This window comes from Micromonospora sp. NPDC000663, assembly GCF_042898105.1.
Classification (GTDB): domain Bacteria; phylum Actinomycetota; class Actinomycetes; order Mycobacteriales; family Micromonosporaceae; genus Micromonospora.
On the sequence record NZ_JBIAYR010000008.1, the window covers coordinates 172249 to 196124 of the forward strand.

Here is a 23876-nt window from a genome sequence, read left to right on the forward strand (position 1 = left end):
CACATCCCGGCCCCTGTTCGCGTCGTGCCGGCGCGACGGTCAGGCCGGCTCGGTGACGAAGTCGATGAGGCGTTCCATGGCGTTGATCAGGGGGGTCTCCACGTCGGCGAAGCTGTTCACGCGGGACAGGATGTGCCGCCACATGTCGGCCGGCTCGGCCACCCCGAGGGCCGCGCACACGCCTTCCTTCCACGGCCGCCCCGGCGGCACCACCGGCCACGCCGCGATACCCAGAGCCGCCGGCTTGACCGCCTGCCAGACGTCCACATAGGGATGACCCGTCACCAGCACGTACGGCGAGGTGACCCGGGCCACGATGCGGCTCTCCTTGCTGCCGGGCACCAGGTGGTCGACGAGGACGCCCAGTCGCCGGGTCGGTGCGGGACCGAAGTCGCGGACGTCGGCGTCGAGGGCGTCGATGCCGTCCAGCGGTTCCACGACGACGCCCTCGATCCGCAGGTCGTCGCCCCAGATCCGCTCGACGAGCGCGGCGTCGTGGATGCCCTCCACCCAGATCCGGCTGGCCTTGGCGACCTGGGCGCGGACGTTGTCCACGGCAACCGAACCGGACGCGGTACGTCGGCGGGCCGCCGGCACCGGCGCGCGCGCAGGGCGGCGCAGGGTGACCGGGCTGCCGTCGAGCAGGAACGCCGCCGGCAGCAGCGGGAAGTTGCGCCGCTTGCCGTGCCGGTCCTCCAGGATCACGGCACCGGCCTCGAAGCCGACCACGGCACCGCAGAACCCGGAGTCGGCGTCCTCCACCACGAGATCCGGTTCGGCGTCCACCTCGGGGGTGACCCTGCGCCGCCGCCAGTCCCCCGCCAACACGTCCTCGCCGTATCGCCCCGCCATGCCCGAGACGCTAGCCCGCCGACCACCGGCGCCCCACCACCGACACGCCCCCACCCACGCCCGTCGATCATGGCGCTGCGACGCTGCGGCGAGGTGGCCACGACCGGCGGTTTGCGCCCGCCACGGCGCCCTACCCCATGCCGGCGGGTCGGGCACGGCGGGGCCGAGCCGGCAGGCGGCCGCGCCGGGCAGGCGGGCCGCGCCGGGCAGGCGGGCCGCGCCGGGCAGGCGGGCCGCGCCGGGCAGGCGGGCGAGGCAGGCGGGCGGGCGAGGCAGGCGGGCGGGCGGGCGGGCGAGTCAGGCGGGCGGGACGGCCGGGACAGGGCGGGCGGGGGCCGTGTCGGCGTCAAGCGGATCGGGCGAAGGGGGCAGTTCGGGGCAGGGCGGGCGGCCCGAGCGGCAGTCGAGACAGGGCAGGCCGGGACCACGTACCCTTTCGGCATGTCCACCCCCGCAACGGGCGCGGCGACAGTCGCACCGCGCCGGTCGAGCCGGTTCGTTGCCTGGGTGCGCGCGTGGCGCGCCGGGCTGGTGCCGTACGACGAGGTCGCCGACGCCATCGCCGGCGAGGAGGAACACCTCGTCGCGGACGCCCCCGGCACCTGGACCGACGTGCCGCTGGGCTCGGCGTTGCCCACCCTGGCCAAACTCTCGCCGGACGAGATCCGCCTGGTGCTGCCCGCGCCCGGCGATCCGCGAGGGCTGCCCGGCCCCGGAGACTTCGCCGGCGCGGCGCTGGTGGCGGGTGAGGCGGTGGTCGCCGGCGGGCTCGGGTTGATCCCGGAGGTCCGCTCGCACACCTCCGGCTCCGGGGACTGTTTCGAAACCGTCCTGTGGCGGGTGTACCCGTTGCCGGCCAACGCGCCCGCCGCGTCACTCTCGTTGCCCGGCGCCGCCGAGGCGGAGGCCGAGTTGGCCGCCGCGCTGGCCGAGACGACCGCCGCGCTGACCCGCCTCGACGTCGCCCAGTGGCGGCCCGAGCTGGCAGGCGCGCTGGCCGCGCTGCGCCGCCCCGACGGCACCACCGATCTGCCACCAGGGTTCGACCCGAGGGCCCGTCGGCTCTTCGCCCGGGCCGCGGTGCTCGACCGGGTGCTCGCGCTGGCCGGGCATTCCGCGCCCGGCGGCGCGATCAACAACTATGAGGCGCAGCAACGGGACGCGGCGCTGCGACCACTCACCGCCGCCTGCCGCCAGGCCCTGGTGGCCGCCTGCAACGCTCCCCTGCGCCCCTGACCAGCCGCCGGTCGAGGGCGGCCGGTCAGACCTCGTCGAGCAGGTCCGCTACCGAGTTGATGATCCGGGACGGGCGGTACGGGTAGCGCTCGGCCTCGGTGCGGCTGCTGATCCCGGTGAGCACCAGGATGGTCTCCAACCCGGCCTCCAGACCACACAGGATGTCGGTGTCCATCCGGTCACCGATCATCGCGGTGCTCTCCGAGTGCGCGTTGATCGTGTTGAGCGCCGAGCGCATCATCATCGGGTTCGGCTTGCCGACGAAGTACGGCTCCACCCCGGTCGCCTTGGAGATCATGGCGGCGACCGAGCCGGCGGCGGGCAGCGCGCCCTCCACGGACGGGCCTGTCACGTCGGGATTGGTGCAGATGAACCGGGCCCCGTCGTTGATCAGACGGACCGCCTTGGTGATCGCCTCGAAGCTGTAGGTGCGGGTCTCACCGAGGACCACGTAGTCCGGGGCGAAGTCGGTGAGGACGTACCCGACGGCGTGCAGCGCCGTGGTCAGCCCGGCCTCGCCGATCACGTACGCGGTGCCGCCCGGCCGCTGGTCGGCGAGGAACTGCCCGGTGGCCAGCGCGGACGACCAGATCGACTCCTCCGGCACGTCCAGCCCCATCCGGCTGAGCCGGGCCGTCAGGTCCCGAGGGGTGTAGATCGAGTTGTTGGTGAGCACCAGGAACGGCTTGCCGGAGGCGCGCAGCCGGTTGACGAACTCCGGCGCGCCGGGCACCGGCTGGCCCTCGTGCACCAGCACGCCGTCCATGTCGGTCAGCCAGCTCTGCACGGGCTTGCGGTCATGCATCGGTGCTCCCAGCAGGCGTCGGGCGACGGGTCGGCACGCAGCAGACGGTGGGGCAGGTGTCCCACATCGGCAGCTCGCCGAGGCGGCGTCGCAGCTGCGCGCCGTCCGGGTCGGTGCGCTCGGTGACCAGCTCACGGACCATTGTCACGAAGCGCGGGTCGGTGCCCGGTGTGGCGGCGCGGACGAAGTCCAGACCGAGCTGCTTGGCGGTCTCCAGCGCCTCGGTGTCCAGGTCCCACACCACCTCCAGGTGGTCGGAGACGAACCCGATCGGGCTGACCACCACGCTCGTGGTGCCGTCCTGCGCGAGGGTGGTCAGGTGGTCGTTGATGTCCGGTTCCAGCCACGGCACGTGCGGCGGGCCGGAGCGGCTCTGCCAGACGAGGTCGTACGGCAGGTCGGGGGCGGCGGCCTCGGCGACCAGCCTGGCGCTCTCGCGCAGCTGCGCCTCGTACCGGCCGCCGTGCGGGCCGGCGTTGGCGGCCATCGAGCTGGGGATGGAGTGGGCGGTGAAGACCAGCCGGGTGCTGTCCCGCTTCGCCGGGTCGAGCTGACCCAGGGCGGTCCGGACGGCGTCGACGTGCGGCTCGACGAAGCCCGGGTGGTCCCAGAACTGGCGCAGTTTCTCGATCACCGGCGCGTCCGGGCCTACCGCGGCCCGGGCGGCGGCGATGTCCTCCTGGTACTGCCGGCAGGACGAGTACCCGCCGTACGCGCTTGTGACGAAGGCCAGCGCCCGGGTCACCCCGTCGTCCCGCATCTGCGTCACCGTGTCGGCGAGCATCGGGTCCCAGTTGCGGTTGCCCCAGTAGACGGGCAGGTCGAGACCGTGCGCGGCGAAGTCGGCGCGGACGGCGGCCAGCAGGTCACGGCACTGCTGGTTGATCGGGGACACCCCGCCGAAGTGCTGGTAGTGCTCGGCGACCTCGGCCAGCCGCTCGGGCGGCACACCTCGGCCACGTGTCACGTTCTGCAGGAACGGCATCACGTCCTCGGGCCGCTCCGGCCCACCGAAGGACACCAGTACCACCGCGTCGTACGACATGGGGTCATTCTTGCCGGTCGGGCGGGAGCGCCCGGCGACGCCCCCTGGTCTGGACCGCGTGGATCACACGGACGAGACTGGGGGCGTCGTCGGGAACGTCAGGCGCCGATGGCGTGGTAGCCGCCGTCGACGTGCACGATCTCGCCGGTGGTGGCGGGGAACCAGTCGGACAGCAGCGCCAGGCAGGCCTTCGCGGCGGGCTCCTGGTCGGTGAGGCTCCAGCCCAGCGGGGCGCGCTCGGTCCAGGCGTCCTCGAACTGGTCGAAGCCGGGGATCGACTTCGCGGCGATGGTGCGCAGCGGCCCGGCGGCGACGAGGTTGCTGCGGATGCCCTGCTTGCCCAGGTGCATCGCCAGGTAGCGGGACGCGGACTCCAGGCCGGCCTTTGCTACGCCCATCCAGTCGTAGACCGGCCACGCCTTCGTCGCGTCGAAGGTCAGGCCGACCACCGCGCCGCCCGGCGACATCAGCGGCAGCGCCGCCATCGCGAGGGACTTGTACGAGAAGGTGGAGACGTGCAGGGCGGTCGCCACGTCCTCCCACGGCGCGTCGAGGAAGCCGCCACCCAGGCAGCTCTGCGGGGCGAAGCCGATCGAGTGCACGACGCCGTCGAGGCCGTCGACGTGCTCGCGGACCCGGTCGGCGAGGCCGGCGAGGTGCTCGGTGTTGGTGACGTCCACCTCGATGATCGGCGCCGGCTCGGGCAGCCGCTTGGCGATCCGCTCGACCAGGGAGAGCCGGCCGTAGCCGGTGAGCACGACCTGCGCCCCGTTCTCCTGGGCGAGCTTCGCCACCGAGAAGGCGATCGAGGCGTCGGTGATGACACCGGTGACGAGCAGTCGCTTACCGGCGAGCAGTCCGGACATGCGGGGTTTCCTCCGTAGTCAGAAAGGGTCAGTGGCCCATGCCGAGGCCGCCGTCGACCGGGATGACAGCACCGGAGACGTACCCGGCGCCGTCCGAGGCCAGCCAGGTGACCACTGCGGCGACCTCGTCCGGGCTGGCCATCCGGCCGGCCGGGATCGACTTGCGGATCTCCGCCTTGCGGTCGTCGGACAGGCCTGCGGTCATGTCGGTGTCGATGAAGCCGGGCGCCACCACGTTCGCGGTGATGTTGCGGCTGCCCAACTCCCGGGTGATCGAACGGGCCACGCCGACCAGGCCGGCCTTGCTGGCGGCGTAGTTGACCTGGCCGGCTCCGCCGGACAGGCCGACCACCGAGGAGATGAAGATCATGCGACCCCACTTGGCCCGCAGCATCTTGCCCGAGGCCCGCTTGGCGACCCGGAACGCGCCTGTGAGGTTGGTGTCCACGACACCTGTGAACTGCTCCTCGGTCATCCGCAGCAGCAGCGTGTCGTCGGTCATGCCGGCGTTGGCGACAAGCACCTCGACCGGGCCCAACTCGGCTTCCACGGCGGTGAACGCGGCGTCGATCGAGGTCGCGTCGGTGACGTCGGCCCGTACGCCGAACAGCCCTTCCGGCGCGTCGCCGCTGCGGTGGGTGATCGCCACCCGGTCGCCCTGCTTGGCGAAGGCCTGTGCGATGGCCAGGCCGATTCCCCGGTTGCCCCCGGTCACCAGCACGGTACGGGCCACTGTTCCCCCTTGCTCAGCTGATCTCAGTCGCAGGCGAGCCTAGGCGTTACCGGCAGGTAAGCGCTAACGGGAGTCGTGTCACACCGGGGTACGACACCGGGATCAACCCCTGGTGGCACGCCCTGACCGGGGGTCGGCCCGTACCCTCCCGGTGGTGAACCGGCAACCGATCGCCGTGGCCCTGCGGGCTCTGCGGCAGACCCTGCTGGGCCCGGACGCCCCGGTGGAACGGCCGCTGCTGGCCCGCTGGCCCGGGCTGGCCCGCCATGCCGGCCCGGTCGGCCTGCTCGCCGCCCTCGGTCTCTTCTGGATCACGGTGACGGTGGAGAGCGACTGGGGCCTGCCGACGCCTGTCGCTGTGCTGTTCGCGGCGATGACCGTGGCACCGCTGCTGGCGCTGCCCCGGCGTCCGCTGCTGGCCTGGCGGCTGACGGTGCTGGCCCTGCTGGTGTGCACGTTCAACGCGCCGGCCGACCAGCCGTGGCCGTGGACCCCGCCGCTGGCGCTCGGCTCGGTGGCGGTGCTCGCGGGGGTCGTCGCGCGTGTCGACCGGCCGGTGCTGGCCTGGGTGGTGGCGATCAGCACGGTGCCGGTGTTCACCCTCGTGCACCCCGACAACCGGGCGGCCGTGCTGGCGCTGCTCGGCGCGTCGGCGATCGGCGGCGACCTGATCCGGCGCAACCGGCTGTCCCGGCGGGCGCTTGCCGCGCAGACCGAGGTGAGCGAGCGGGAACAGGAACGCCGCGCGGTGCTCGAGGAACGCACCAGGATCGCCCGCGAGCTGCACGACGTGGTGGCCCACCACATGTCGCTGATCGCCGTGCAGGCGGAGACCGCCCCGTACCGGCTCACCGACGTGCCGGCTCCGGCGGCGGCGGAGTTCGCCGCCATCGCCGACTCGGCCAGGGATGCGCTTACCGACATGCGGCGCCTGCTGGGGGTGTTGCGCAGCGAGTCGACAGGTCCGCAGACCGCACCACAGCCCGACCTCGCCGACCTGGGGGCCATGGTGGACGCGGCCCGCCGGGCCGGGCTGGCGGTGACCCTGGACGCCGGGCCGCTCGACGACGGGCGGGTGCCCGCGCCGGTCGGGCTGGCCGCGTACCGCATCGCCCAGGAGGGCCTGGCCAACGCGGCCCGGCACGCGCCAGGGGCCGCGGTGCGGGTCACCGTCGACGCCGGCCGGTCCACGCTGACGGTACGGGTGCGGAACGCGCCGACCGACGGGGTCGGGCCGGACGCCGAGGCGGGTACCGGGCACGGGCTGACCGGCATGCGGGAGCGGGCGGCCTCGTTGGGCGGTACGTTCACCGCCGGGCCGCTGCCCGACGGGGGTTACGCGGTGACGGCCGAACTACCGTACGACGCGGAGGGCGGGGACGCGTGATCAAGGTGCTGATCGCCGATGACCAGGCGATGGTGCGGCAGGGCTTCGGCGCGCTTCTCGCGGCCCAGCCGGACCTGCTGGTGGTGGGCGACGCGGCCGACGGCGCGCAGGCCGTCGCCGCCACCCGCCGGCTCGACCCGGACGTCGTGCTGATGGACGTGCGGATGCCTGTCATGGACGGGCTGGAGGCCACCCGCAGGCTGCTCGGCGACCGGTCGGCGCAGCACCCCCGGGTGCTCATCCTCACCACCTTCGACCTGGACGACTACGTGTACGAGGCGCTGCGCGCCGGGGCGAGCGGCTTCCTGCTCAAGGACGCCCCGGCGGCCGACCTGGTGCACGCCGTGCGGGTGGTGGCGGCCGGGGACGCGCTGCTCGCCCCGGCGGTCACCCGACGACTGATCGCCGAGTTCGCGGCCCGCCCGGACCGTCACCGACCCCGCCCCACCGACCTGGCCGGGCTCACGCCGCGCGAGACCGAGGTGCTGCGGTTGATCGCCCGGGGTCGCAACAATGCCGAGATCGCCGGCGACCTGGTGGTGGCCGAGCAGACGGTGAAGACACACGTCGGGCGGATCCTGGCCAAGCTGGGGCTGCGCGACCGGGCCCAGGCCGTGGTGCTGGCGTACGAGACGGGTCTGGTCGCCGCCGGCGAGTAGTCCCGTGGAGCCAGCGCGGGAACGGCTCCGCGGGACGACGACCGGGCACCACGCCTTCGCGCACTCTCCCTCCGGACGACATTCCGGAGGGAGAGCTGATGCGACGACGAGGTGCCAGCCGGGTGGCGGTGGCCGCGCTGCTCGGCGTGAACCTGGTCCTGCCGACCCGATCCGAGCCGGTCGCCGCGGTCGGGTTCGTCGAGGCGTACCCGGTGACCGCGGCGGCGATGCGCGCAGCCGGCCCCCCGTACGCGGACTGGGCCGCCGACGGACGCCGGTTCCTGCTGTTCGACGAGCGCGGCGACGGCCGTGCGGTCGAGGTGCTGGGTGACCTGGCCGGCGCGGATCGGATAGCGGTGCTGGTGCCAGGGGTCGGCACCACCCTGGCCGACTTCGACAGGGGGCTGGGTGGGGTGGCCCGGCGGGCGCCGGCGGTGCAGGCCGGGCAGCTCTACCGGGAGCTGCGGGCGGGCGACCCGGCGGCACGGGTCGCTGTGCTGGCCTGGCTCGGCTACGACCCGCCCGACGGGGTGCTGGCGGCCGCCGGTGACTTCGGCGCCCGGCGTGGCGCGGCCGGGCTGGCCGCGCTGCTGCGGGAGCTGGCGTCGCGCCGCCCCGGGGCGACGATCACCCTGGTCGGGCACAGCTATGGCGCGCTTGTGGTGTCGTTGGCCGCCGCGCACGCCCCGGCCCAGGTCACCGACGTCGTCAGCCTCGGCGGCATCGGCGCTGGCGTGCAGAGCGCCGACGACCTGCCCGGTGGGCGACGGTTCTGGGCGGCCGAGGCGGCCACCGACTGGATCCGTCGGGTGCCGCCGGTGCGGCTGCCCGGGCTCGGCTTCGGCCGTCGGCCGGGCGATCCCGCGTTCGGCGCCCGGCCGTTGCCGGTGGCCGGGGTGTCCGGGCACGACGACTACCTGACCGCGGGCAGCGCCACGCTGCTCGCGGTCGCGGGTGTCGTGCTCGGCGCCGACCCGGCCGGGGCGGTCCGGTGAGCCGCGACCGCGCGGTCGACGCGCTGCGGGCGTACGCCATCGGTGGGGTGGTGCTCGGGCACTGGCTGGTGACCGCCCTCGTGGTGACCGACGGCGGCGGGTTGCGGCAGACCAGTCCGCTGGCCGCGCTGCCCGGTCTGGCACCGGTGACCTGGGTGTTGCAGACCCTCGGGTTGTTCTTCTTCACCGCCGGGTTCGGTTCGGCCCGGTCGTTGGCCCGCCACGGCGTCCGGCCGTCGGGCTGGCTGGCCGGTCGGCTGCGCCGGCTGCTGCTGGGCGTGGTGGCGCTGCTGGGCGTGGGCGCCGCCGTGCTGCTCGCCGCCACGGTCGTGGGCACCCCGGACGACACGCTCGCCGTCGCGCTGCGGCTCGCGGTCAGCCCGTTGTGGTTCCTGGCACCCCTGGTGTTCCTGGTCGCCTTGACCGGCCCGCTGCGCGCCGCGGTACGCCGGTGGGGGCTGGCGCGTCTGGTCGTACCGGCGGTGGTCGTGGTGGCGGGGATGGACCTGGCGGTCCGTGTGCTGCCGGAGGGCGTCGACGTGCCGCCGGTGGCGGTGCTGGTGGCCTGGGCGGTGCCGTACCTGCTCGGCCTGGCGCACGGTGACGGACTGCTGGCGGACCGGCTGGCGGCGGCCGGGCTGGCGGTCGGCGGTGCCACCGCGCTGGCCGGGTTGCTGGCGCTGGGGTACCCGGTCAGCGCCGTCGGGGTGCCCGGCGCGGGGGTGTCGAACCTGAACCCGCCGTCGCTGCTGGCGGTGGCGCTGGCGGTCACGCAGGTCGGGGTGGGGTTGCTGGCCCGCCCCGCGCTGGAGCGGTTGCTGACCCGCCAGGCGCCGGCCCGCGCGGTACGCGCGGCGAACCGCGACGCGGTGCGGATCTACCTGTGGCACCAGCCCGTGCTGGTCGCGGTGACGGCCCTCACCGCTCGGGGCGGCGTGGCGCTGCCGGGTCTGCACACCCCGCCGGACGACCCGCTGTGGGTGCTGGCGCGCTGCTGCTGGCTGCCGTTGCTCGCTCTCGTGCTTGTCGTGCTGGTGCGGGCCGGAAGGGGCCACCGGGGGGCAGGGCAGCCGGGCGGGGGACGGGTCGCCGGCCGGTCGGCCGAGTGCGTCCGCCCGACACCTCAGGTGTACGATGATCGACGTTCCGGCCGGGCCGACTTGCAGGAGGTGATCGCTGTGCGAGATAGCGATCCTCCCAGTCGTGGCCGGGCCGATGGTCAGCCCCGCTGAGCCACGACTCAGTCAGGTGAGCTGACCCCGCTCCGCTCCCCACCGCCTCGGCGCCTGCCGAGGTGAGTGTGCCGCGCCGCCCGATCCCGGGCGGTCGCCGGGAGCCTCCCGGTCACGACTTCGTGTGCGCGTCCCCACCCCCTGCGGTCCGCCCCCGCTCGCGGACCGTCCAGCCGCCACCCGGAGCCGTCCATGAGCCGCTACGTCGCCCCGCTGGGCTTCACCCTCGCCGCCGTCTGGGTGGCAGTCGTCTTCGTACTGGCCGGCGGCGGTCACTGACCACCGCCGGCCCGGCGCCTCAGAGCATCCGTGACGACCAGAGCAGACTGAGCGCGCCCGCGCAGAGCGCCAGCAGCAACGCCACCCCGGCGTACCACTGGGTCACCTCGCGGGGCTCGGTCCGGAAGCCGATCGAGCTGCCCATGTCCTGGTAGACCTGCTTCAGCTCGCTCACCGAGGCCGCCTCGTAGAAGTAGCCCTCGGTGGTCTCGGCCAGCTCGGCCAGGGCCAGCCGGTCCACCGGCACCCGCTGGAGTTGCCCACCGATGTCGACCTGACCGGTGTCCGTGCCGAACGCGATGGTGGAGACCGGCACGTTCGCCGCCTGGGCGGCGGCCGCCGCCTCCTCCACCGACCGGCCGGACGTGCGGAACCCGTCCGAGAGCAGCACGATCCGGGCCGGCGGGATGCCGGCCGCGCCGTCGGCCGGCACCGACCGGATCGCCTCCAGGCAGGTGAACACCGCCTCGCCGGTCGCGGTCGCCTCGGCCAGCACCAGACCGTCGATGGCGGCGGTCACCGCGTCCCGGTCCTTACCCGGCGGCACCAGCACGTTCGCGGCCTTGGCGAACGACACGAGGCCCAGGTTGTAGCTCTCCGGCAGCTCGGCGACGAACTGCTTGGCCGCCTCCTGCGCCGCCTCCAGCCGGTTCGGCGCCACGTCGTCGGCCTGCATCGACAGCGACACGTCGATGGCGAGCATCACAGTCGCCCGCTCCAGCGGCTCCTTCGTGTCCACCGCGGGCCGGGCCAGCGCGGTGGCCAGCACCAGCAGGCAGAGCAGGAACGCCGTCGCCGGCACGTGCCGACGCCAGCCCAGCCCCTTGGGCGCCACCGTACGCAGCAGGTCCACGTTGGTGAACCGCATCGCGTACGCCCGGCGGTGCAGCTGCCGCCAGACGTAGAACGCGGCGAGGGCGAGCACCGGCAGCACGGCCAGCAGCCACCACGGTTGCAGAAAACGGATCATCGTGTCGTCCCCCGGGTACGCGCGTGCCGCTGCGCGGCGACGAAACGCACCATGTCCAGCAGCCAGTCTCGATCGGTACGCAGACGCAGGTGGGCCGCGCCGGCACCGCGCAACGCGGCGGCGATCGCGGCCCGCTGGGCGGCGGCAGCCTCGGCGTAGCGCTGCCGCAGCCGCGGGTCGGCGGTCTGCACCTCGTGCAGCTCACCACTCTCCGGGTCGACCACCGGCAGCACCCCCACGTCGGGCAGCTCCAACTCGCGCGGGTCGACCACCTCGATCGCCAGCACGTCGTGTCGTACGCGCAGCTTGCGCATCGGCCGGGACCACTGCTCGGCCGGGGCGAGGAAGTCCGAGACCACCACGGCCACGCCGCGACGGCGGGGCGGGCGGTTGAGCATCTCGATCAGGGCGCCCAGGTCACCCCGGCCGGGTTGGATGGCGGTGCCGGCGACGGCACGCAGCAGGCCCTGGGCCTCCTTGCGGCCGGAGCGCGCGGGCAGCCGCGTGAGCACTCCCGGCCCGGGCGGCGGTGGTCCGCCCCGCCAGCGTCGGGCCGGGGCCGACGCGCCGCCGCCGGTGCCGATCACCGCGCCGATGCGGTTGCCGCCCCGCACGGTCAGGTGGGTGATGGCGGCGGCGGCTGCCACCACCACCTCGCGTTTGAGCCACTGCCCGGTGCCGAAGTCGAGGCTTGCCGACAGGTCGAGTGCCAGCCAGGTCTCCAGTTCCCGGTCGGCGACCGTACGCCGCACGTGCGGCGTCGTGGTCCGTGCGGTGACCGGCCAGTCCATCCGCCGTACGTCGTCGCCGGGCCGGTACTCGCGCGACTCCCCCGCCTCGCTGCCCGGACCGGGGAGCAGGCCCGCGTAGTCGCCCTGCAGGAGGCCGTCGAGCTTGCGGGTGACGAGCAACTGGAGCCGGGACAGCACCGCCTCACTGCGGTCGGCGAGAGGGGCGGGGCGAGGGGTGGGTGAGGTCACGGGCGCTGCCCGGGCCAGCCGGCGCCCGGCGGCGGGGCCGTCGACGGGGTGGCCTGCTGGCGGGGAGCGACCGCCGGCAGCGGGATGGTGGACATCACGCGGTGCACGATGTGGTCGGCCGGCACGTCGTCGGCGAGCGCGTCGTAGCTGAGCACCAACCGGTGCCGCAGGATGTCCGGGGCGATGTCCTGCACGTCCTGCGGCAGGGCGTAGTCGCGGCCACGCAGCAGCGCCAACGCGCGGGTGGCCCGGACCAGCCCGAGCGAGGCACGGGGGCTGGCCCCGTACTGGATCAGCTGGGCGACGTCCGGCATGCCGTGTTCGGCGGGGGCGCGGGTGGCCAGCACCAGGCGTACCGCGTAGTCGACAAGCGCGTTGTGCACGAACACCTGGTCGGCCTTGCGTTGCAGCGCGATCAGCTCGGGGGTGTCGAACACCGCCGTCGGCTCGGGCGCGGCCACGCCCATCCGATAGACGATCTCGCGCTCCTCGGCGTCCGTCGGGTAGCCCACCACGATCTTCATGAGGAACCGGTCCCGCTGCGCCTCCGGCAGCGGGTAGACGCCCTCCTGCTCGATCGGGTTCTGGGTGGCCATCACCAGGAACGGGTCGGGCACCCGGTGACTCTCCCCACCGATGGACACCTGCCGCTCGCTCATCACCTCGAGCAGCGCCGACTGCACCTTGGCCGGCGCCCGGTTGATCTCGTCGGCGAGCAGGAAGTTGACGAAGACCGGGCCCAGCTCCACGTCGAACTTCTCGCTCGACTGCCGGTAGATCCGGGTGCCCATGATGTCGGCGGGCACCAGGTCCGGGGTGAACTGCACCCGGGCGAACGACCCGCCGACCACCTTGGCGAGGGTCTCCACGGCCAGGGTCTTGGCCACCCCGGGCACCCCTTCGAGCAGGCAGTGACCGCGGGCGAGCAGCGCCACGAACATCCGCTCCACCATCCGGTCCTGCCCGACGATCACCCGTTTGATCTCGAACAGCGCCTTCTCCAGCAGGCTGGCGTCCTGCGCGGGAGTCGTCACCGGAGCGGGTTTCTCCGGGGCCGACGCCCCGTTCGGCGTCGGAGCGTCGGGCGTGGTCGGCTGGGCCACCGGTCCTCCACAGCGTTGGTTGGTCGTCGCGGCTGGTGCGGTATCAAGACTCGCACGCCTTCCTGAGTGTCGAGGTGGGGAGAAGCCGATTTTCGCCGCGCCGTCCTCGACGGCCGAATCGCCCGTGACGGGTGGACACGGACCCGCCTGCCGCGTGTACGATTCACCCCGTCGCCGGGCGGCTCCCCCCGTGGCCGCCCGGCGCTCAAGCTCTCCGTCGCGTCGCCCTAGACTGGCCGCGATGAGCATCCCCTCCCCGGCCGATGAGCCCCTGGTCTGCTCGGCACGAGGGTGCCGCGCCGCCGCCGTCTGGGCCCTGGAGTGGAACAATCCGCGCCTGCACGACGCCGACCGCCGCAAGACCTGGCTCGCCTGCGCCGACCATCGCGGCACTCTCGGCGACTTCCTGGACGCTCGCGGCTTCCTGCGCGCGGTCACCGCGGTGCCAGGATCGCCTACCCTCGACATGTGAGCGGCGACCCACCGGCTTCCCCCGGCCCCACCTTTCCGTCCCAGCCGCCCGCTCCGGGCGCCCCACCGGCCGTCGAGCCGCCGCCCGGCGCCTTCCCGGCGCCCGGCACGCTCGGCCCGGACCCCACCGCGCCCGACGTCTCGTCGCCCGCCCCCCTGCCACCGGGCGCGCTTCCGCCGCCCGGGCACCGGCCGGCTCCCACCACCGGTCAGCGCGCGCCCGACCTGCCGGCGCCCGGCCTCCTGCCGCCCCGGCCGGTGGGGCGCGGGCCGCTGGAGCCCTGGCCGGACACGGTCCAGTGGCAGTCGATCTCCACGGACCTGATCTGGGTGGAGCTGATCCGGCTGGCGATCGTGGTGGCCATCGGGCTGGCGGTCACGGCGGTCGGCTGGGCGTTGAGCGGCCACTGGCTGTTCGGGCTCGCCCTCGCCGTCGTCGCGGTGCTCGGCCTGTGGCGTGCCGTGGCGATCGTCCGCGCCGTCCGGGCCTGGGGGTACGCCGAACGCGAGAACGACCTGCTCGTCCGGCACGGGCTGCTGGTCCGGCGGCTCTCCATCGTCCCGTACTCGCGGATGCAGTTCGTCGACGTCAGCGCCGGGCCGTTGGAACGCGCCTTCGACCTGGCAACCGTGCAGTTGCACACGGCGGCAGCGGCGAGCGACGCGCGGGTGCCCGGGCTACGCCCGGCGGAAGCGTCCCGGCTGCGCGACCGGCTCACCGCCCTCGGCGAGGACCGGGCGGAGGGGCTGTGACGCCCCGAGCCGACAAGCGTCGGAGGCCGCCCCGATGAGCGACCACCCGGCCGAGCCGCCCGTCGGCGCACCGCCGCACCACACCGTCCCCCACACCTGGCCGACGCCGCCACCGGGTGTCGACGCCGAGCCACGGCAGCGCCTGCACCCCCTGAGCCCGGCGCTGCACGGCGCCAAGTCGCTGGTCGTGGTGATCGCCGGGCTGTCCTGGTCGACGCTGTCCCGGGTCGGCTTCGGGTGGTTCGCCGCCATGGTGGCGGTGCTGGCGCTCGGCGCCACAGTGCTGTCGGTGATCAGCTGGTACAACACGGGCTACCACGTGGTGGGCCGCGAACTGCGGGTGCACGAGGGCCTGCTCTGGCGGCGTACGCGGGCGATCCCGCTGGAGCGTCTGCAGGCCGTGGAGGTGGTCCGGCCGCTGCTCGCCCAGCTCACCGGCCTGGCCGAGCTGCGGCTGGAGGTGGTCGGTGGGGGCAAGACGGAGGCGCCGCTGGCGTACCTCGGGGTGGCCGACGCGGCCCGGCTGCGCGAGCGGCTGCTGGCGCTGGCCGGCCGGGTGGCCCAGCCGTCCGCGCCGGACGCCGCTCCCTCGACCACGGCGGGACCGGCCCCGGCTGTCGTGCCGGGTCGGCCCCTGCACGCGGTACGCAACCGGGACCTGCTGGTCAGTCAACTGCTCACGCCGCAGGCGTTCCTGCTCCCGTTCGGCGTGGCCTTCGTCGTCGTGCAGTTCCTCACCGCCGGTTCGTGGTCGTTCGTCGCGGTGGCCAGCACGGTGACCGCGATGGCGGGCGTGCTGCTGCAACCGATCCGCCGGGTCCTCGACGACTGGAACTTCCGGCTGGGTCGCGACGGCGCCACGCTGCGCGTCCACAACGGCCTGCTGGAGACCCGGGCGCAGACCGTGCCGCTGGAGCGGGTGCAGACCGTGCGGGCCACCTGGCCGCTGCTCTGGCGGGTGAACGGCTGGCTGCGGCTGCGGCTGGAGGTGGCCGGGTACTCGCTCGCCGAGGCCGACGACCGCAACCGGCCGGACCGGCTGCTGCCGGTGGGTGACCTGCCGACGGCGGCCACGATCGTCGCCGAGGTGCTGCCTGGCGTACGCCTCGACGGGCTCGCGCTGACCCCACCGCCACCCCGCACCCGCTGGGTGCACCCACTGGGCCGGGGAGCGCTCGGCGCGGGTCTGTTCGACCGGGTGTTCGCGACCCGCTCGGGGCTGCTCACCCGGCAGTTGGTGATCGTGCCGTACGCCCGGATCCAGAGCGTGCGGGTGGTGCAGGGGCCCGTGCAGCGCCGGTTGGGGCTGGCCACCGTCCACGCGGACACCGCCGGCGGTGCGGGTGCCGCCGCCGAGGACCGGGACGTGGCCGAGGCGTGGGCCCTGGCGGCCGAGCTGACCGCCCGCGCGCACGCCGCCCGCCTGCGCCTCCCCTGATCAGGAGGTTATCGCCGCGACACGCCCTCCCCGCTGCCGACAACTTCATGATCGACGGGGTCCGGTGGTGGGGGTTGGGGTGAGCGGCGGGTCTGGCGGGCCCTCCAGGCCCGCTCGGCCAGGCCGACCACCAGGAAGGTCATCCCCACGTACGCCCAACCGACCAGCACGTCGATCACGTAGTGCTCGCCCGAGTAGACCAGGGTGAAGGTCATCGCCAGTGGGTACGCGAGCAGCAGCGGCCACCAGCGGCGACGGGTGGTGGTCAGGAAGAACAGCACCACGAACAGCGCCCACGCGGTGTGCAGCGACGGCATCGCGGCGACCGGGTTCGAGGCGATCTGACCGGCGTTGAGGACGTTGCCGGCACCGTGCATGCCGAACGCCTTCCAGCCCCGCGTGGAGATCCGGGCGACCTCGGTGAGCAGGCCGTTCTGCGCCGCCCACCACGGCGGGGCGGCCGGGTAGAGGAAGTAGGTCACCAGGCCGGCGGCGCAGAGGAAACCCCAGCGCCGCATGTACGCGGCCCAGCGGTGCCGGTCCCGCAGCCAGAGCACGGCGGCGGCGGCCAGTGCCACCACGAAGTGCGAGAAGTACACCCAGCTCGCGGCGATGTCCCACCAGTGCACCTGCGGGCGGTAGAGGTGCTCCTGCAACCAGACGGTGGGCACCTCGCCGCCGGTGGCCCAGCCGAACATGAACCGGTCGGCGACGATCAGCTCCATCGCGTGCGGGGTGGCGCCGTTGTCGGCGAACCCGCGCGAGAGGTTGTAGACGACGAACAGCAGCACCACGGGCACCCAGTCCCGGGCGAAGCGCAGGTGGCTGCGCCACGGCCGGTCGCTGTTCCAGGCGATCGTCGCCGCCCAGATCCAGACGAAGGCGTACGCGGGGTCGGTGGGCAGCCCGATCGCCAGCCACGCGGCGACGAAGGCGACCGCCCAGATCGTCATGGCGACGACGCGCCGACGGCCCCCGTCGGGCGACGCGGGCGGGTCGGTGCGGGCGGGGGGCTGGGGGTCAGTCACGACGGCCATCGCGGTCAAGGTTAACGACGGATACGGCATCGACCGACGGGGACCACCCGTAGGTCGTTCCGGGCGGGCGCACCGGGATCACCGGGCGCGTGCTCGGCGGCCCGGATGAGCACCTAGGCTGACGACCATGCAGGAGCAGCCCGAGCCGGCCTTCGCGCCGGGTCTGACCGCCCAGGTCGAGTTGACCGTCAGTGACGCGGACACCGCCCAGGCGGTCGGTTCCGGGGACGTACCGGTGCTCGGCACTCCCCGGGTGCTGGCGCTTGTCGAGGCGGCCACGGTCGCGGCGACGGCGATGGGCATGCCCTCCGGGTCGACGACTGTCGGCACCCGCGTCGAGCTGGAACACCTGGCGCCGACGGTGGTCGGACGGACGGTCCGGGCGCAGGCGCTGCTGGCAACCGTCGACGGCCGCAGGCTGTCGTTCGAGGTCACCGTCAGCGACGGCGACCAGACGGTGGCCCGGGGCCGGGTGGACCGGATCCTGGTGGACCGGCAACGCTTCGTCGAGCGCGCCGGGCGGTCCTCGTGACCGCCGGGTTCGTCGAGGTCGCCGACCGGGTGTACGTGCGCAGCGAACCGCTGCTGCGGGTCAACGTCACGCTTGTCGTCGGGGCCGACGAGGCGCTGCTGGTGGACACGCTGTCCTCCGCCGCCCAGGCCGTCGAGCTGCGCGACGCCGTCCGGGAAGTCACCGACCGTCCGCTGACCGTGGTGAACACCCACCACCACTACGACCACTGCTTCGGCAACGCCGTCCTGGCCGGCGACCCACCCCGACCGGTGTACGCGCACGCCCTCGCCGCCGCGGCCCTGCGTGAGCTCCCGGAGCGGCTGCGCCGGGAGGCGTACGAGGAGCTGCGTCACGATCATCCGGCGCTCGCCGCCGAGCTGGCCGCCACCTCGCTACTCGCCCCGACGCACACCGTACAGACCGAGACGGAGATCGATCTGGGTGGCCGGCCGGTGCTGCTGCGCCATCCGGGTCGCGGGCACACCGACGCCGACTTGGTGGTGCACGTGCCCGACGCGGATGTGCTCGTCGCCGGGGACCTGGTGGAGCAGAGCGGGCCGCCCGCCTTCGAGGACTCGTACCCCCTGCAATGGCCGGACGCGGTCGCGGACCTGCTGCGGTTGACCACTGCGCGCACGGTGGTGGTGCCGGGTCACGGCGACCCGGTGGACGTCGAGTTCGTCCGCGCCCAGCACGCCGACCTGGTGCGGTTGGCCTGGCTGATCCGGGCCGCGCACACCGGCAGCGCGCCGCCCGAGCGGGTGGCCGCCGAGGCCCCCTTCGGCGCCCGCGCCGCCCTGGTCGCCGCCAAGCGCGGCTACCTGGAACTGGACGGCACCGCCTAGGTCCCGAAGCGGCGGTCGACGTCGGCTCGGGTGGGCATGGCGGTGGCGCCGCCTGGGGATTCGCAGACCAGGCCGGCTACCCGCAGTGCGAACGCCACCCGCTCGACCCAGCCTTCGGGGCTCTCTGGCTCGCCGTCTAGGAGCAGATCGGCGATCAACGCGGCCATCACCGAGTCACCCGCGCCGGTGGCGTCGATCGCGTCGACCTTGGGCGCGGGCACGAGGACCGGGTCGGCGGCGGCGGCGAGCACCGCGCCGGTCGCCCCGAGCGTCACCACCACCGTGGCGGCGCCCAGCTCCCGCAGGTACGCGGCCACCCCCTCGGCCGGCTCGCCCGGGTAGAGCAGTTGCGCGTCCGCGCCGCTCAACTTCACCACGTGCGCTCCGGCGGCGAATTCGGCCACCACCTCGCGCAGGCCGGCCAGCGCGGCAGGCCCGTCCAGCAGGCGGGACCGCACGTTCGGGTCGAAGACCCGCAGACCGGTGGCGAGTGACCAGGCGCTGCGGGCGGCGGCCAGGGTGGAGGGTCGCAGCAGCACCACCGAGCCGCAGTAGAGCACGTCGGCGCCCTCCATCAGCGCCAGGTCCAGGTCGGCCGGGCCGAGCAGGCTGTAGGAGGGCGGTTCGCCGTAGAAGCGGAAGTCGGGTTCCGGGCCGGCGAGGGTGACCACGGCCAGCGAGGTGGACGCCGGCGCCGTCACCGCTCCGGCCAGCCCGACGTCGGCGGCGGCCAGGAACGCGCGGATCCGACCGGCCAGCACGTCGTCGCCGAGCGAGCCGACGAACTGTGCCGCGCCGCCGAGTCGGGCCACCCCGACGGCGACGTTGAGCGGGCCGCCACCGATGGCCTGCCGGTACACCCGTTCCCCGTCACACTCGCTGTCGATCAGGTCGACGAGCGCCTCGCCGAGCACCACCGCGTATCCCATGCCGCTCCCTCCGTTCGTCGCGGGCCGCCACCGCCCGCCGCACCAGGCTGGCACAGCGGGCGGCCCGGCGGGCGTGGAAGGCGACGCACGGCCGCGCTACGCCGGCTCGTGGATCGGCCCGGCGAGGGCCGTCAGCGGCCGGCCGGATCCGCCCCACCGGGCCGCGACGATCTGCGCGGCCACGCTCACCGCGGTCTCCTCGGGGGTACGACCACCGAGGTCCAGCCCGATCGGGGAGGCGAGCCGGGCGAGCTGGGCGCTGCTGAGTCCCGCCTCGCGCAGCAGCTTGTGCCGCTCGTCGTGGGTGCGTCGCGAGCCCATGGCCCCGACGTACGCGAGCCGGTGGCGCAACGCCAGTTCCAGCAGCGGCACGTCGAACCTGGGATCGTGGGTGAGCACGCACACCACGGTGCGTCCGTCGACCCGCCCGGCGTCCAGTTCGGTACGGAGGTAGCGGTGCGGCCACTGCGCCACGACCTCGTGGGCCTCGGGGAATCGTCGTGCGGTGGCGAAGACCGGCCGAGCGTCGCAGACGGTGACCCGGTAGCCGAGGAACGCGCCGATCCGGCCCACGGCGGCGGCGAAGTCGATCGCGCCGAAGACGATCATCCGGGGTGGTGTGGCGTAGGCGGTCACGAAGAGGCTGAGGCCGAGGCCCCGGCGTTGACCGTGGTAGCCGTACCGGAGCAGGCCACTGTGTCCGGCGGCGAGCAGCCCGCGAGCGTCGGTGGTGGCGGCGTCGTCGAGCCGGTCGTCGCCGAGCGACCCGGTGACCTGGTCGGCGGTCAGCACCAGCCGCCGGCCGAGCCGCCGGGCCGGATCGGTGGGGACCGCGCCCTCGCCGTTGTCGGCCGCCACGCAGGTGATCACCGCCGCCGGTTGTCCGGCGCGGCGGGCGGCGTCGACCGCCTCCAGCTCCGTACGACGCCAGGGGTCGACCCGCTCCACGAACACGTCGAGCACCCCTCCGCAGGTCAGCCCCACGGCGTACGCGTCGTCGTCGCTGACTCCGTAGCGGGTGAGTTCGGGTGCGCCGGTGTCGAGGACCCGGCGGGCGCGTTCGTACAGCTCGGCCTCGACACAGCCGCCGGAGACGCTGCCGGTGACCGTGCCGTCGGCGGCGACCAGCATGGCGGCGCCCGCTGGTTGCGGCGCGGAGCGCCAGGTGGCCACGACCGTGGCCAGGGCCACCGGTTCGCCGGCGCGGCAGCGGCGGTGCATCTCGTCGAACAGGTCCGGCACGCGCCGCCTCCCCGCTGTGGATCCCAGCTCATCCCTTTTGGCAGGATATGCCGCAGGCGGTGACGCTGCGGGCGGTCCGACATATCGAGAACCGGCTATTGCGAGCCGGCCGGGCGGCATGGTGGGATGGCGCATACCGGGCGGTGCGAGGGCTGCCGCGCCGCCGGTTGCCGGGTTGTTCGACGCGAGGGCGCCGGTCCGTGACAGGACCGCTGATGGCGCGCGTCCACTGGCCGCCTCCGGCCAGACACGTCGCCGTGATCGCCACATCCCACCCGATTGGGCGGGGCGGCTCGGGCGGCACGCCTCGCGAGTCAGGAGATCCCGTGAACCGTTCCCGTACGGCCGCGCTGCTCACCGCGGCCCTTACCCTCGCCCTGGGCGCCGTCGCCCTGGCGTCCAGTCCACAGCCGGCGGCCGCGCACGGCGCGGCGATGACCCCCGGCAGCCGCACCTACCTGTGCTGGCAGGACGGCCTGAGCCAGACCGGCGAGATCCGGCCCACCAACCCGGCGTGCTCAGCCGCGGTGGCGCAGAGCGGGGCGAACTCGCTCTACAACTGGTTCAGCGTGCTGCGCTCCGACGCGGGCGGCCGGACCACCGGCTTCATCCCGGACGGGCAGCTGTGCAGCGGTGGCAACTCCGGTTACCGCGGCTACGACCTGCCCCGCACCGACTGGCCGCTGACCCACCTGACCTCGGGTGCGCGGCTGGACTTCCGGTACAGCAACTGGGCGCACCACCCGGGCACGTTCTACTTCTACGTGACGAAGAACAGCTGGAGCCCGACCCGGGCGCTGGCCTGGAGTGACCTGGAGGAGCAGCCGTTCCTCACCGTGACCAACCCGCCGCAGCGCGGCGCGGTCGGCACCAACGAGGGGCACTACTACTTCAGCGGTAACCTGCCGTCGGGCAAGAGCGGGCAGCACATCATCTACTCCCGCTGGGTCCGCTCGGACTCGCAGGAGAACTTCTTCGGCTGCTCCGACGTCGTCTTCGACGGCGGCAACGGCCAGGTGACCGGCGTGAAGGACGGCACGACGTCGCCGACCCCGACGCCTACCACCCCGACCCCGACGCCTACCACCCCGACGCCCGGGCCGACCGACCCGCCGCCCACCACCACCCCGCCGCCCGCGGGTGGTGACTGCATGGCGGTCTACAAGGTGAGCAGCGCCTGGCAGGGCGGCTTCCAGGGCGAGGTCACGATCATGAACCACGGCAGTACGCCGTTCAACGGCTGGACCGCGAGCTGGACCTGGCCCAACGGGCAGTCGATCAGTCAGATCTGGGGTGCGACGCAGACGTCGTCCGGTTCCTCGGTGACAGCCACGAATGTCGCCTACAACGGCACTGTCGCACCGGAGGGCACCACGACGTTCGGCTTCCTGGCGAGCGCGTCAGGAACGAACGGACTCCCGACGGTCACCTGCGCCCGTCGCTGACCGATCCACTAGTTGATCAAGAGGTTTGCGTCACCGGACCCACTCCGGATGACGCAAACCTCTTGATCGACAGGAACTAGCGGACCATGGAGCCGACCACCGGCTTCGTGAGCAGGGCGGACTGGTTGCGCTGGATGCCCGGGTCGAGGGTCTTCGCCACGAAGATGGCGTGCCAGATGCAGAAGATCAGCACCGTCCACACCTTGCGGGAGTGGTCGGCCTCCTCCCGCTTGTGCTCGTCGAGCAGCCGCAGCGCGTACGACAGGTCGAGCAGGTCACCGGCCCCCGACGTGCTCAGCACGTGCCGGGCCCACTCGTACATCTCCCCGCGCAGCCAGACCCGGGTCGGGGTCGGGAAGCCCAACTTCTTGCGGTTCACGATGGCCGGCGGGACGACACCCTGCAACGCCTGACGCATCGCGTACTTGGTGGCGTCCGAGCGCGGCGGCAACTTCAGGTCCACCGGGATCTTCGCCGCCACGTCGAACACCTCGCGGTCGAGGAACGGCACCCGCACCTCCAGCGAGTGCGACATCGAGATCCGGTCGGCCTTGACCAGAATGTCGCCGCGCAGCCACGTGTAGAGGTCGACGTACTGCATCTTGGTGACGTCGTCCAGTTCGGTGCACTCGGCGTAGATCGGGGCGGTGACGTCGGTGTAGCGCACCGAGGGGTCGTAGCGACGCAGCAGGTGCTGCTTCTCCTCCTCGGTGAACATCCGGGCGTTGCCGTAGTAGCGCTCCTCGATCGGCGTGGTGCCGCGCTCCAGGAAGCTCTTGCCCTTGACCCCCTGCGGGATCGCCTTGGAGACCGCCCGCAGGCCCTTCTGCACGCCGCCGGGCAGGCCGTTCACCGTGCCGAGGGACAGCGGCTCCCGGTAGATCGTGTAGCCGCCGAAGAACTCGTCGGCGCCCTCACCGGACAGCACCACAGTGACGTGCTCGGCTGCCTTCTTCGCCACGAAGTACAGCGGCACCAGCGCGGGGTCGGCCACCGGGTCGTCCAGGTGCCAGACGATCTTCGGCAAGGCGTCGATCATGTCCTGCGGACCGATCTTGGTGGGGATGGTGGTGACGTCCAGGTGCCGGGCCGAGTCCTGCGCGACGTCGATCTCCGAATACCCGGGTACGTCGTAGCCGACGGTGAAGGTGAGGATGTTCGGGTTGAACTCGCGGGCCAGCGCGACCACCGCCGTGGAGTCGATGCCGCTGGACAGGAACGAGCCCACCGGCACGTCGGAGCGCATGTGCATGCGCACGCTCTCGCGCAGCGTCTCCCGGATCTCGTGGTAGAGCTTCTGCTCGTCGTCGACCGGCGCCGGCCGGAACACCGGCCGGTACCACCGGCGTACGTCGATCCGCCCGCCCGGCGTCCAGGTCAGGTACTCCCCCGAGCCGATCCGGCTGATGCCCTTGTGCAGCGTGCCGGGCTCCGGCACGTACTGAAGGGTCAGGTAGTGGCTCAGGTTGGCCGGGTCGACACCCGCGTCGCCCTGGTAGTTGCTGTGCGCGAACGGCAGCAGCGCCTTCTTCTCCGACGCCAGGTAGAGCCCGTCGGCGGTCTCCAGGTAGTGCAGCGGCTTGATGCCGAAGTAGTCGCGGCCACCGAACGCGCGCCGCTCCTGCCGGTCCCAGATGACGAACGCGAACATGCCCCGAAGCCGGGTGAGCACCTGCTCTCCCCAGTAGTGGTAGCCGGCGACGATCACCTCGCCGTCACCGGCGGTGGCGAACTGCGCGCCGAAGTCACGGACCAGTTCGTCACGCAACTCGATGTAGTTGTAGATCTCACCGTTGAAGGTCAGCAGGTAACGGCCGTTCGCGTAGGGCAGCGGCTCGTGGCTCGACGCCACGTCGATGATGGCGAGCCGCTTGTGGGCGAACACTCCGTCCGCGTACCGGCCGGAGGCGTCGCCGACCACCTCGACCCCTGTCTCGTCGGGGCCGCGGTGGTGCAGGCATTCCAATGCTCCGGCGATGTGGTCGCGGTGCGCGGCGGCATTGCCGTTCGCGCTGAAGAAGGCCAGGAGTCCGCACATGGTGGTCATCTTCCCACGCGCG

23 protein-coding genes are annotated in these 23876 nt (G+C 73.5%); 11 read left to right on the forward strand and 12 right to left on the reverse strand.

Going from position 1 to position 23876, the window contains the following annotated elements; genetic code table 11:
- Positions 1 to 39: 39 nt before the first annotated feature.
- Positions 40 to 852 carry a DUF3097 domain-containing protein gene (locus ACFY1S_RS24000; protein ID WP_387122039.1) on the reverse strand — a complete coding sequence of 271 codons (813 nt, stop codon included), beginning with the start codon at positions 850 to 852 and terminating at the stop codon, positions 40 to 42.
- Between the two features lie 441 nt (positions 853 to 1293).
- Here ACFY1S_RS24000 and ACFY1S_RS24005 point away from each other — a divergent pair, with 441 nt between their 5' ends.
- Positions 1294 to 2088, forward strand: a complete 795-nt coding sequence (locus tag ACFY1S_RS24005) for a hypothetical protein (protein WP_387122042.1) — start codon at positions 1294 to 1296, stop codon at positions 2086 to 2088.
- A gap of 25 nt (positions 2089 to 2113) precedes the next feature.
- Here the strand turns inward: ACFY1S_RS24005 and ACFY1S_RS24010 are convergent, their stop codons facing one another.
- From ACFY1S_RS24010 to fabG, 4 genes are all read right to left on the reverse strand, one after another.
- A complete protein-coding gene (locus tag ACFY1S_RS24010; RefSeq protein ID WP_139587782.1) occupies positions 2114 to 2893 on the reverse strand; it encodes an HAD-IIA family hydrolase in 780 nt (259 codons plus the stop codon).
- Positions 2886 to 3938, reverse strand: a complete 1053-nt coding sequence (locus tag ACFY1S_RS24015) for a ferrochelatase (protein ID WP_387122047.1) — start codon at positions 3936 to 3938, stop codon at positions 2886 to 2888. The genes ACFY1S_RS24010 and ACFY1S_RS24015 overlap by 8 nt, the downstream gene beginning before the upstream one ends.
- A gap of 98 nt (positions 3939 to 4036) precedes the next feature.
- On the reverse strand, positions 4037 to 4804 hold the full coding sequence (gene fabI / locus ACFY1S_RS24020; RefSeq protein ID WP_364362790.1) for an enoyl-ACP reductase FabI: 768 nt from the start codon (positions 4802 to 4804) through the stop codon (positions 4037 to 4039).
- 28 nt (positions 4805 to 4832) lie between these two features.
- Positions 4833 to 5537, reverse strand: a complete 705-nt coding sequence (gene fabG, locus ACFY1S_RS24025) for a 3-oxoacyl-ACP reductase FabG (RefSeq protein ID WP_387122050.1) — start codon at positions 5535 to 5537, stop codon at positions 4833 to 4835.
- 154 nt (positions 5538 to 5691) lie between these two features.
- Between fabG and ACFY1S_RS24030 the strand changes: the two genes are divergently transcribed.
- The 4 genes from ACFY1S_RS24030 to ACFY1S_RS24045 all read left to right on the forward strand — a co-directional run bounded on the left by ACFY1S_RS24030 (position 5692) and on the right by ACFY1S_RS24045 (position 9810).
- Positions 5692 to 6924 carry a sensor histidine kinase gene (locus ACFY1S_RS24030; RefSeq protein ID WP_387122053.1) on the forward strand — a complete coding sequence of 411 codons (1233 nt, stop codon included), beginning with the start codon at positions 5692 to 5694 and terminating at the stop codon, positions 6922 to 6924.
- The gene (locus ACFY1S_RS24035) at positions 6921 to 7583 is read left to right on the forward strand and encodes a response regulator (protein ID WP_387122056.1); all 663 of its coding nucleotides are present in this window, start codon (positions 6921 to 6923) and stop codon (positions 7581 to 7583) included. The genes ACFY1S_RS24030 and ACFY1S_RS24035 overlap by 4 nt, the downstream gene beginning before the upstream one ends.
- Before the next feature lie 98 nt (positions 7584 to 7681).
- On the forward strand, positions 7682 to 8578 hold the full coding sequence (locus ACFY1S_RS24040) for an alpha/beta hydrolase (protein ID WP_387122058.1): 897 nt from the start codon (positions 7682 to 7684) through the stop codon (positions 8576 to 8578).
- Entirely contained in the window at positions 8575 to 9810 is a 1236-nt protein-coding gene (locus ACFY1S_RS24045; RefSeq protein WP_387122061.1) for an acyltransferase, read from the forward strand. The genes ACFY1S_RS24040 and ACFY1S_RS24045 overlap by 4 nt, the downstream gene beginning before the upstream one ends.
- Positions 9811 to 10108: 298 nt before the next feature.
- Here ACFY1S_RS24045 and ACFY1S_RS24050 read toward each other — a convergent pair whose 3' ends face one another.
- Genes ACFY1S_RS24050 through ACFY1S_RS24060 form a run of 3 tightly spaced genes read right to left on the reverse strand, consistent with a single transcriptional unit; the run spans position 10109 to position 13142 of the window.
- Positions 10109 to 11059: a VWA domain-containing protein gene (locus ACFY1S_RS24050; RefSeq protein ID WP_387122064.1), complete on the reverse strand. Its 951-nt coding sequence runs from the start codon at positions 11057 to 11059 to the stop codon at positions 10109 to 10111.
- On the reverse strand, positions 11056 to 12057 hold the full coding sequence (locus tag ACFY1S_RS24055; RefSeq protein WP_364366015.1) for a DUF58 domain-containing protein: 1002 nt from the start codon (positions 12055 to 12057) through the stop codon (positions 11056 to 11058). Before ACFY1S_RS24055 ends, ACFY1S_RS24050 begins: the two co-directional genes overlap by 4 nt.
- Positions 12036 to 13142 (reverse strand): MoxR family ATPase, encoded by a 1107-nt coding sequence (locus ACFY1S_RS24060; protein ID WP_139583809.1) that lies wholly within the window; start codon positions 13140 to 13142, stop codon positions 12036 to 12038. Before ACFY1S_RS24060 ends, ACFY1S_RS24055 begins: the two co-directional genes overlap by 22 nt.
- 241 nt (positions 13143 to 13383) lie before the next feature.
- Here ACFY1S_RS24060 and ACFY1S_RS24065 point away from each other — a divergent pair, with 241 nt between their 5' ends.
- The 3 genes from ACFY1S_RS24065 (at position 13384) to ACFY1S_RS24075 (ending at position 15804) form a co-directional block, all read left to right on the forward strand.
- Positions 13384 to 13614: a hypothetical protein gene (locus tag ACFY1S_RS24065; RefSeq protein ID WP_357989361.1), complete on the forward strand. Its 231-nt coding sequence runs from the start codon at positions 13384 to 13386 to the stop codon at positions 13612 to 13614.
- Between the two features lie 224 nt (positions 13615 to 13838).
- Entirely contained in the window at positions 13839 to 14366 is a 528-nt protein-coding gene (locus ACFY1S_RS24070; protein ID WP_387122144.1) for a PH domain-containing protein, read from the forward strand.
- Between the two features lie 34 nt (positions 14367 to 14400).
- Complete coding sequence (locus tag ACFY1S_RS24075) at positions 14401 to 15804, forward strand: PH domain-containing protein (protein ID WP_387122069.1); 1404 nt, start codon at positions 14401 to 14403, stop codon at positions 15802 to 15804.
- 8 nt (positions 15805 to 15812) lie between these two features.
- On the opposite strand, the gene ACFY1S_RS24080 is transcribed toward ACFY1S_RS24075, so the two are convergent.
- A complete protein-coding gene (locus tag ACFY1S_RS24080) occupies positions 15813 to 16841 on the reverse strand; it encodes a phosphatase PAP2 family protein (RefSeq protein WP_387122072.1) in 1029 nt (342 codons plus the stop codon).
- Between the two features lie 127 nt (positions 16842 to 16968).
- Between ACFY1S_RS24080 and ACFY1S_RS24085 the strand changes: the two genes are divergently transcribed.
- Both ACFY1S_RS24085 and ACFY1S_RS24090 read left to right on the forward strand, forming a co-directional pair.
- Entirely contained in the window at positions 16969 to 17373 is a 405-nt protein-coding gene (locus ACFY1S_RS24085; RefSeq protein ID WP_387122075.1) for a thioesterase family protein, read from the forward strand.
- Positions 17370 to 18200 carry an MBL fold metallo-hydrolase gene (locus tag ACFY1S_RS24090; protein ID WP_387122078.1) on the forward strand — a complete coding sequence of 277 codons (831 nt, stop codon included), beginning with the start codon at positions 17370 to 17372 and terminating at the stop codon, positions 18198 to 18200. The genes ACFY1S_RS24085 and ACFY1S_RS24090 overlap by 4 nt, the downstream gene beginning before the upstream one ends.
- Here the strand turns inward: ACFY1S_RS24090 and ACFY1S_RS24095 are convergent.
- On the reverse strand, positions 18197 to 19129 hold the full coding sequence (locus ACFY1S_RS24095; RefSeq protein WP_387122081.1) for a carbohydrate kinase: 933 nt from the start codon (positions 19127 to 19129) through the stop codon (positions 18197 to 18199). The genes ACFY1S_RS24090 and ACFY1S_RS24095 overlap by 4 nt on opposite strands.
- Before the next feature lie 96 nt (positions 19130 to 19225).
- Entirely contained in the window at positions 19226 to 20371 is a 1146-nt protein-coding gene (locus ACFY1S_RS24100) for an XdhC family protein (RefSeq protein ID WP_387122084.1), read from the reverse strand.
- A 326-nt stretch (positions 20372 to 20697) separates the two neighbouring features.
- On the opposite strand from ACFY1S_RS24100, the gene ACFY1S_RS24105 reads away from it, so the two are divergent.
- Positions 20698 to 21816, forward strand: a complete 1119-nt coding sequence (locus ACFY1S_RS24105; RefSeq protein WP_387122087.1) for a lytic polysaccharide monooxygenase — start codon at positions 20698 to 20700, stop codon at positions 21814 to 21816.
- Between the two features lie 76 nt (positions 21817 to 21892).
- Here ACFY1S_RS24105 and asnB read toward each other — a convergent pair whose 3' ends face one another.
- Positions 21893 to 23854 (reverse strand): asparagine synthase (glutamine-hydrolyzing), encoded by a 1962-nt coding sequence (asnB, locus tag ACFY1S_RS24110; RefSeq protein ID WP_387122090.1) that lies wholly within the window; start codon positions 23852 to 23854, stop codon positions 21893 to 21895.
- Positions 23855 to 23876 lie beyond the last annotated feature (22 nt).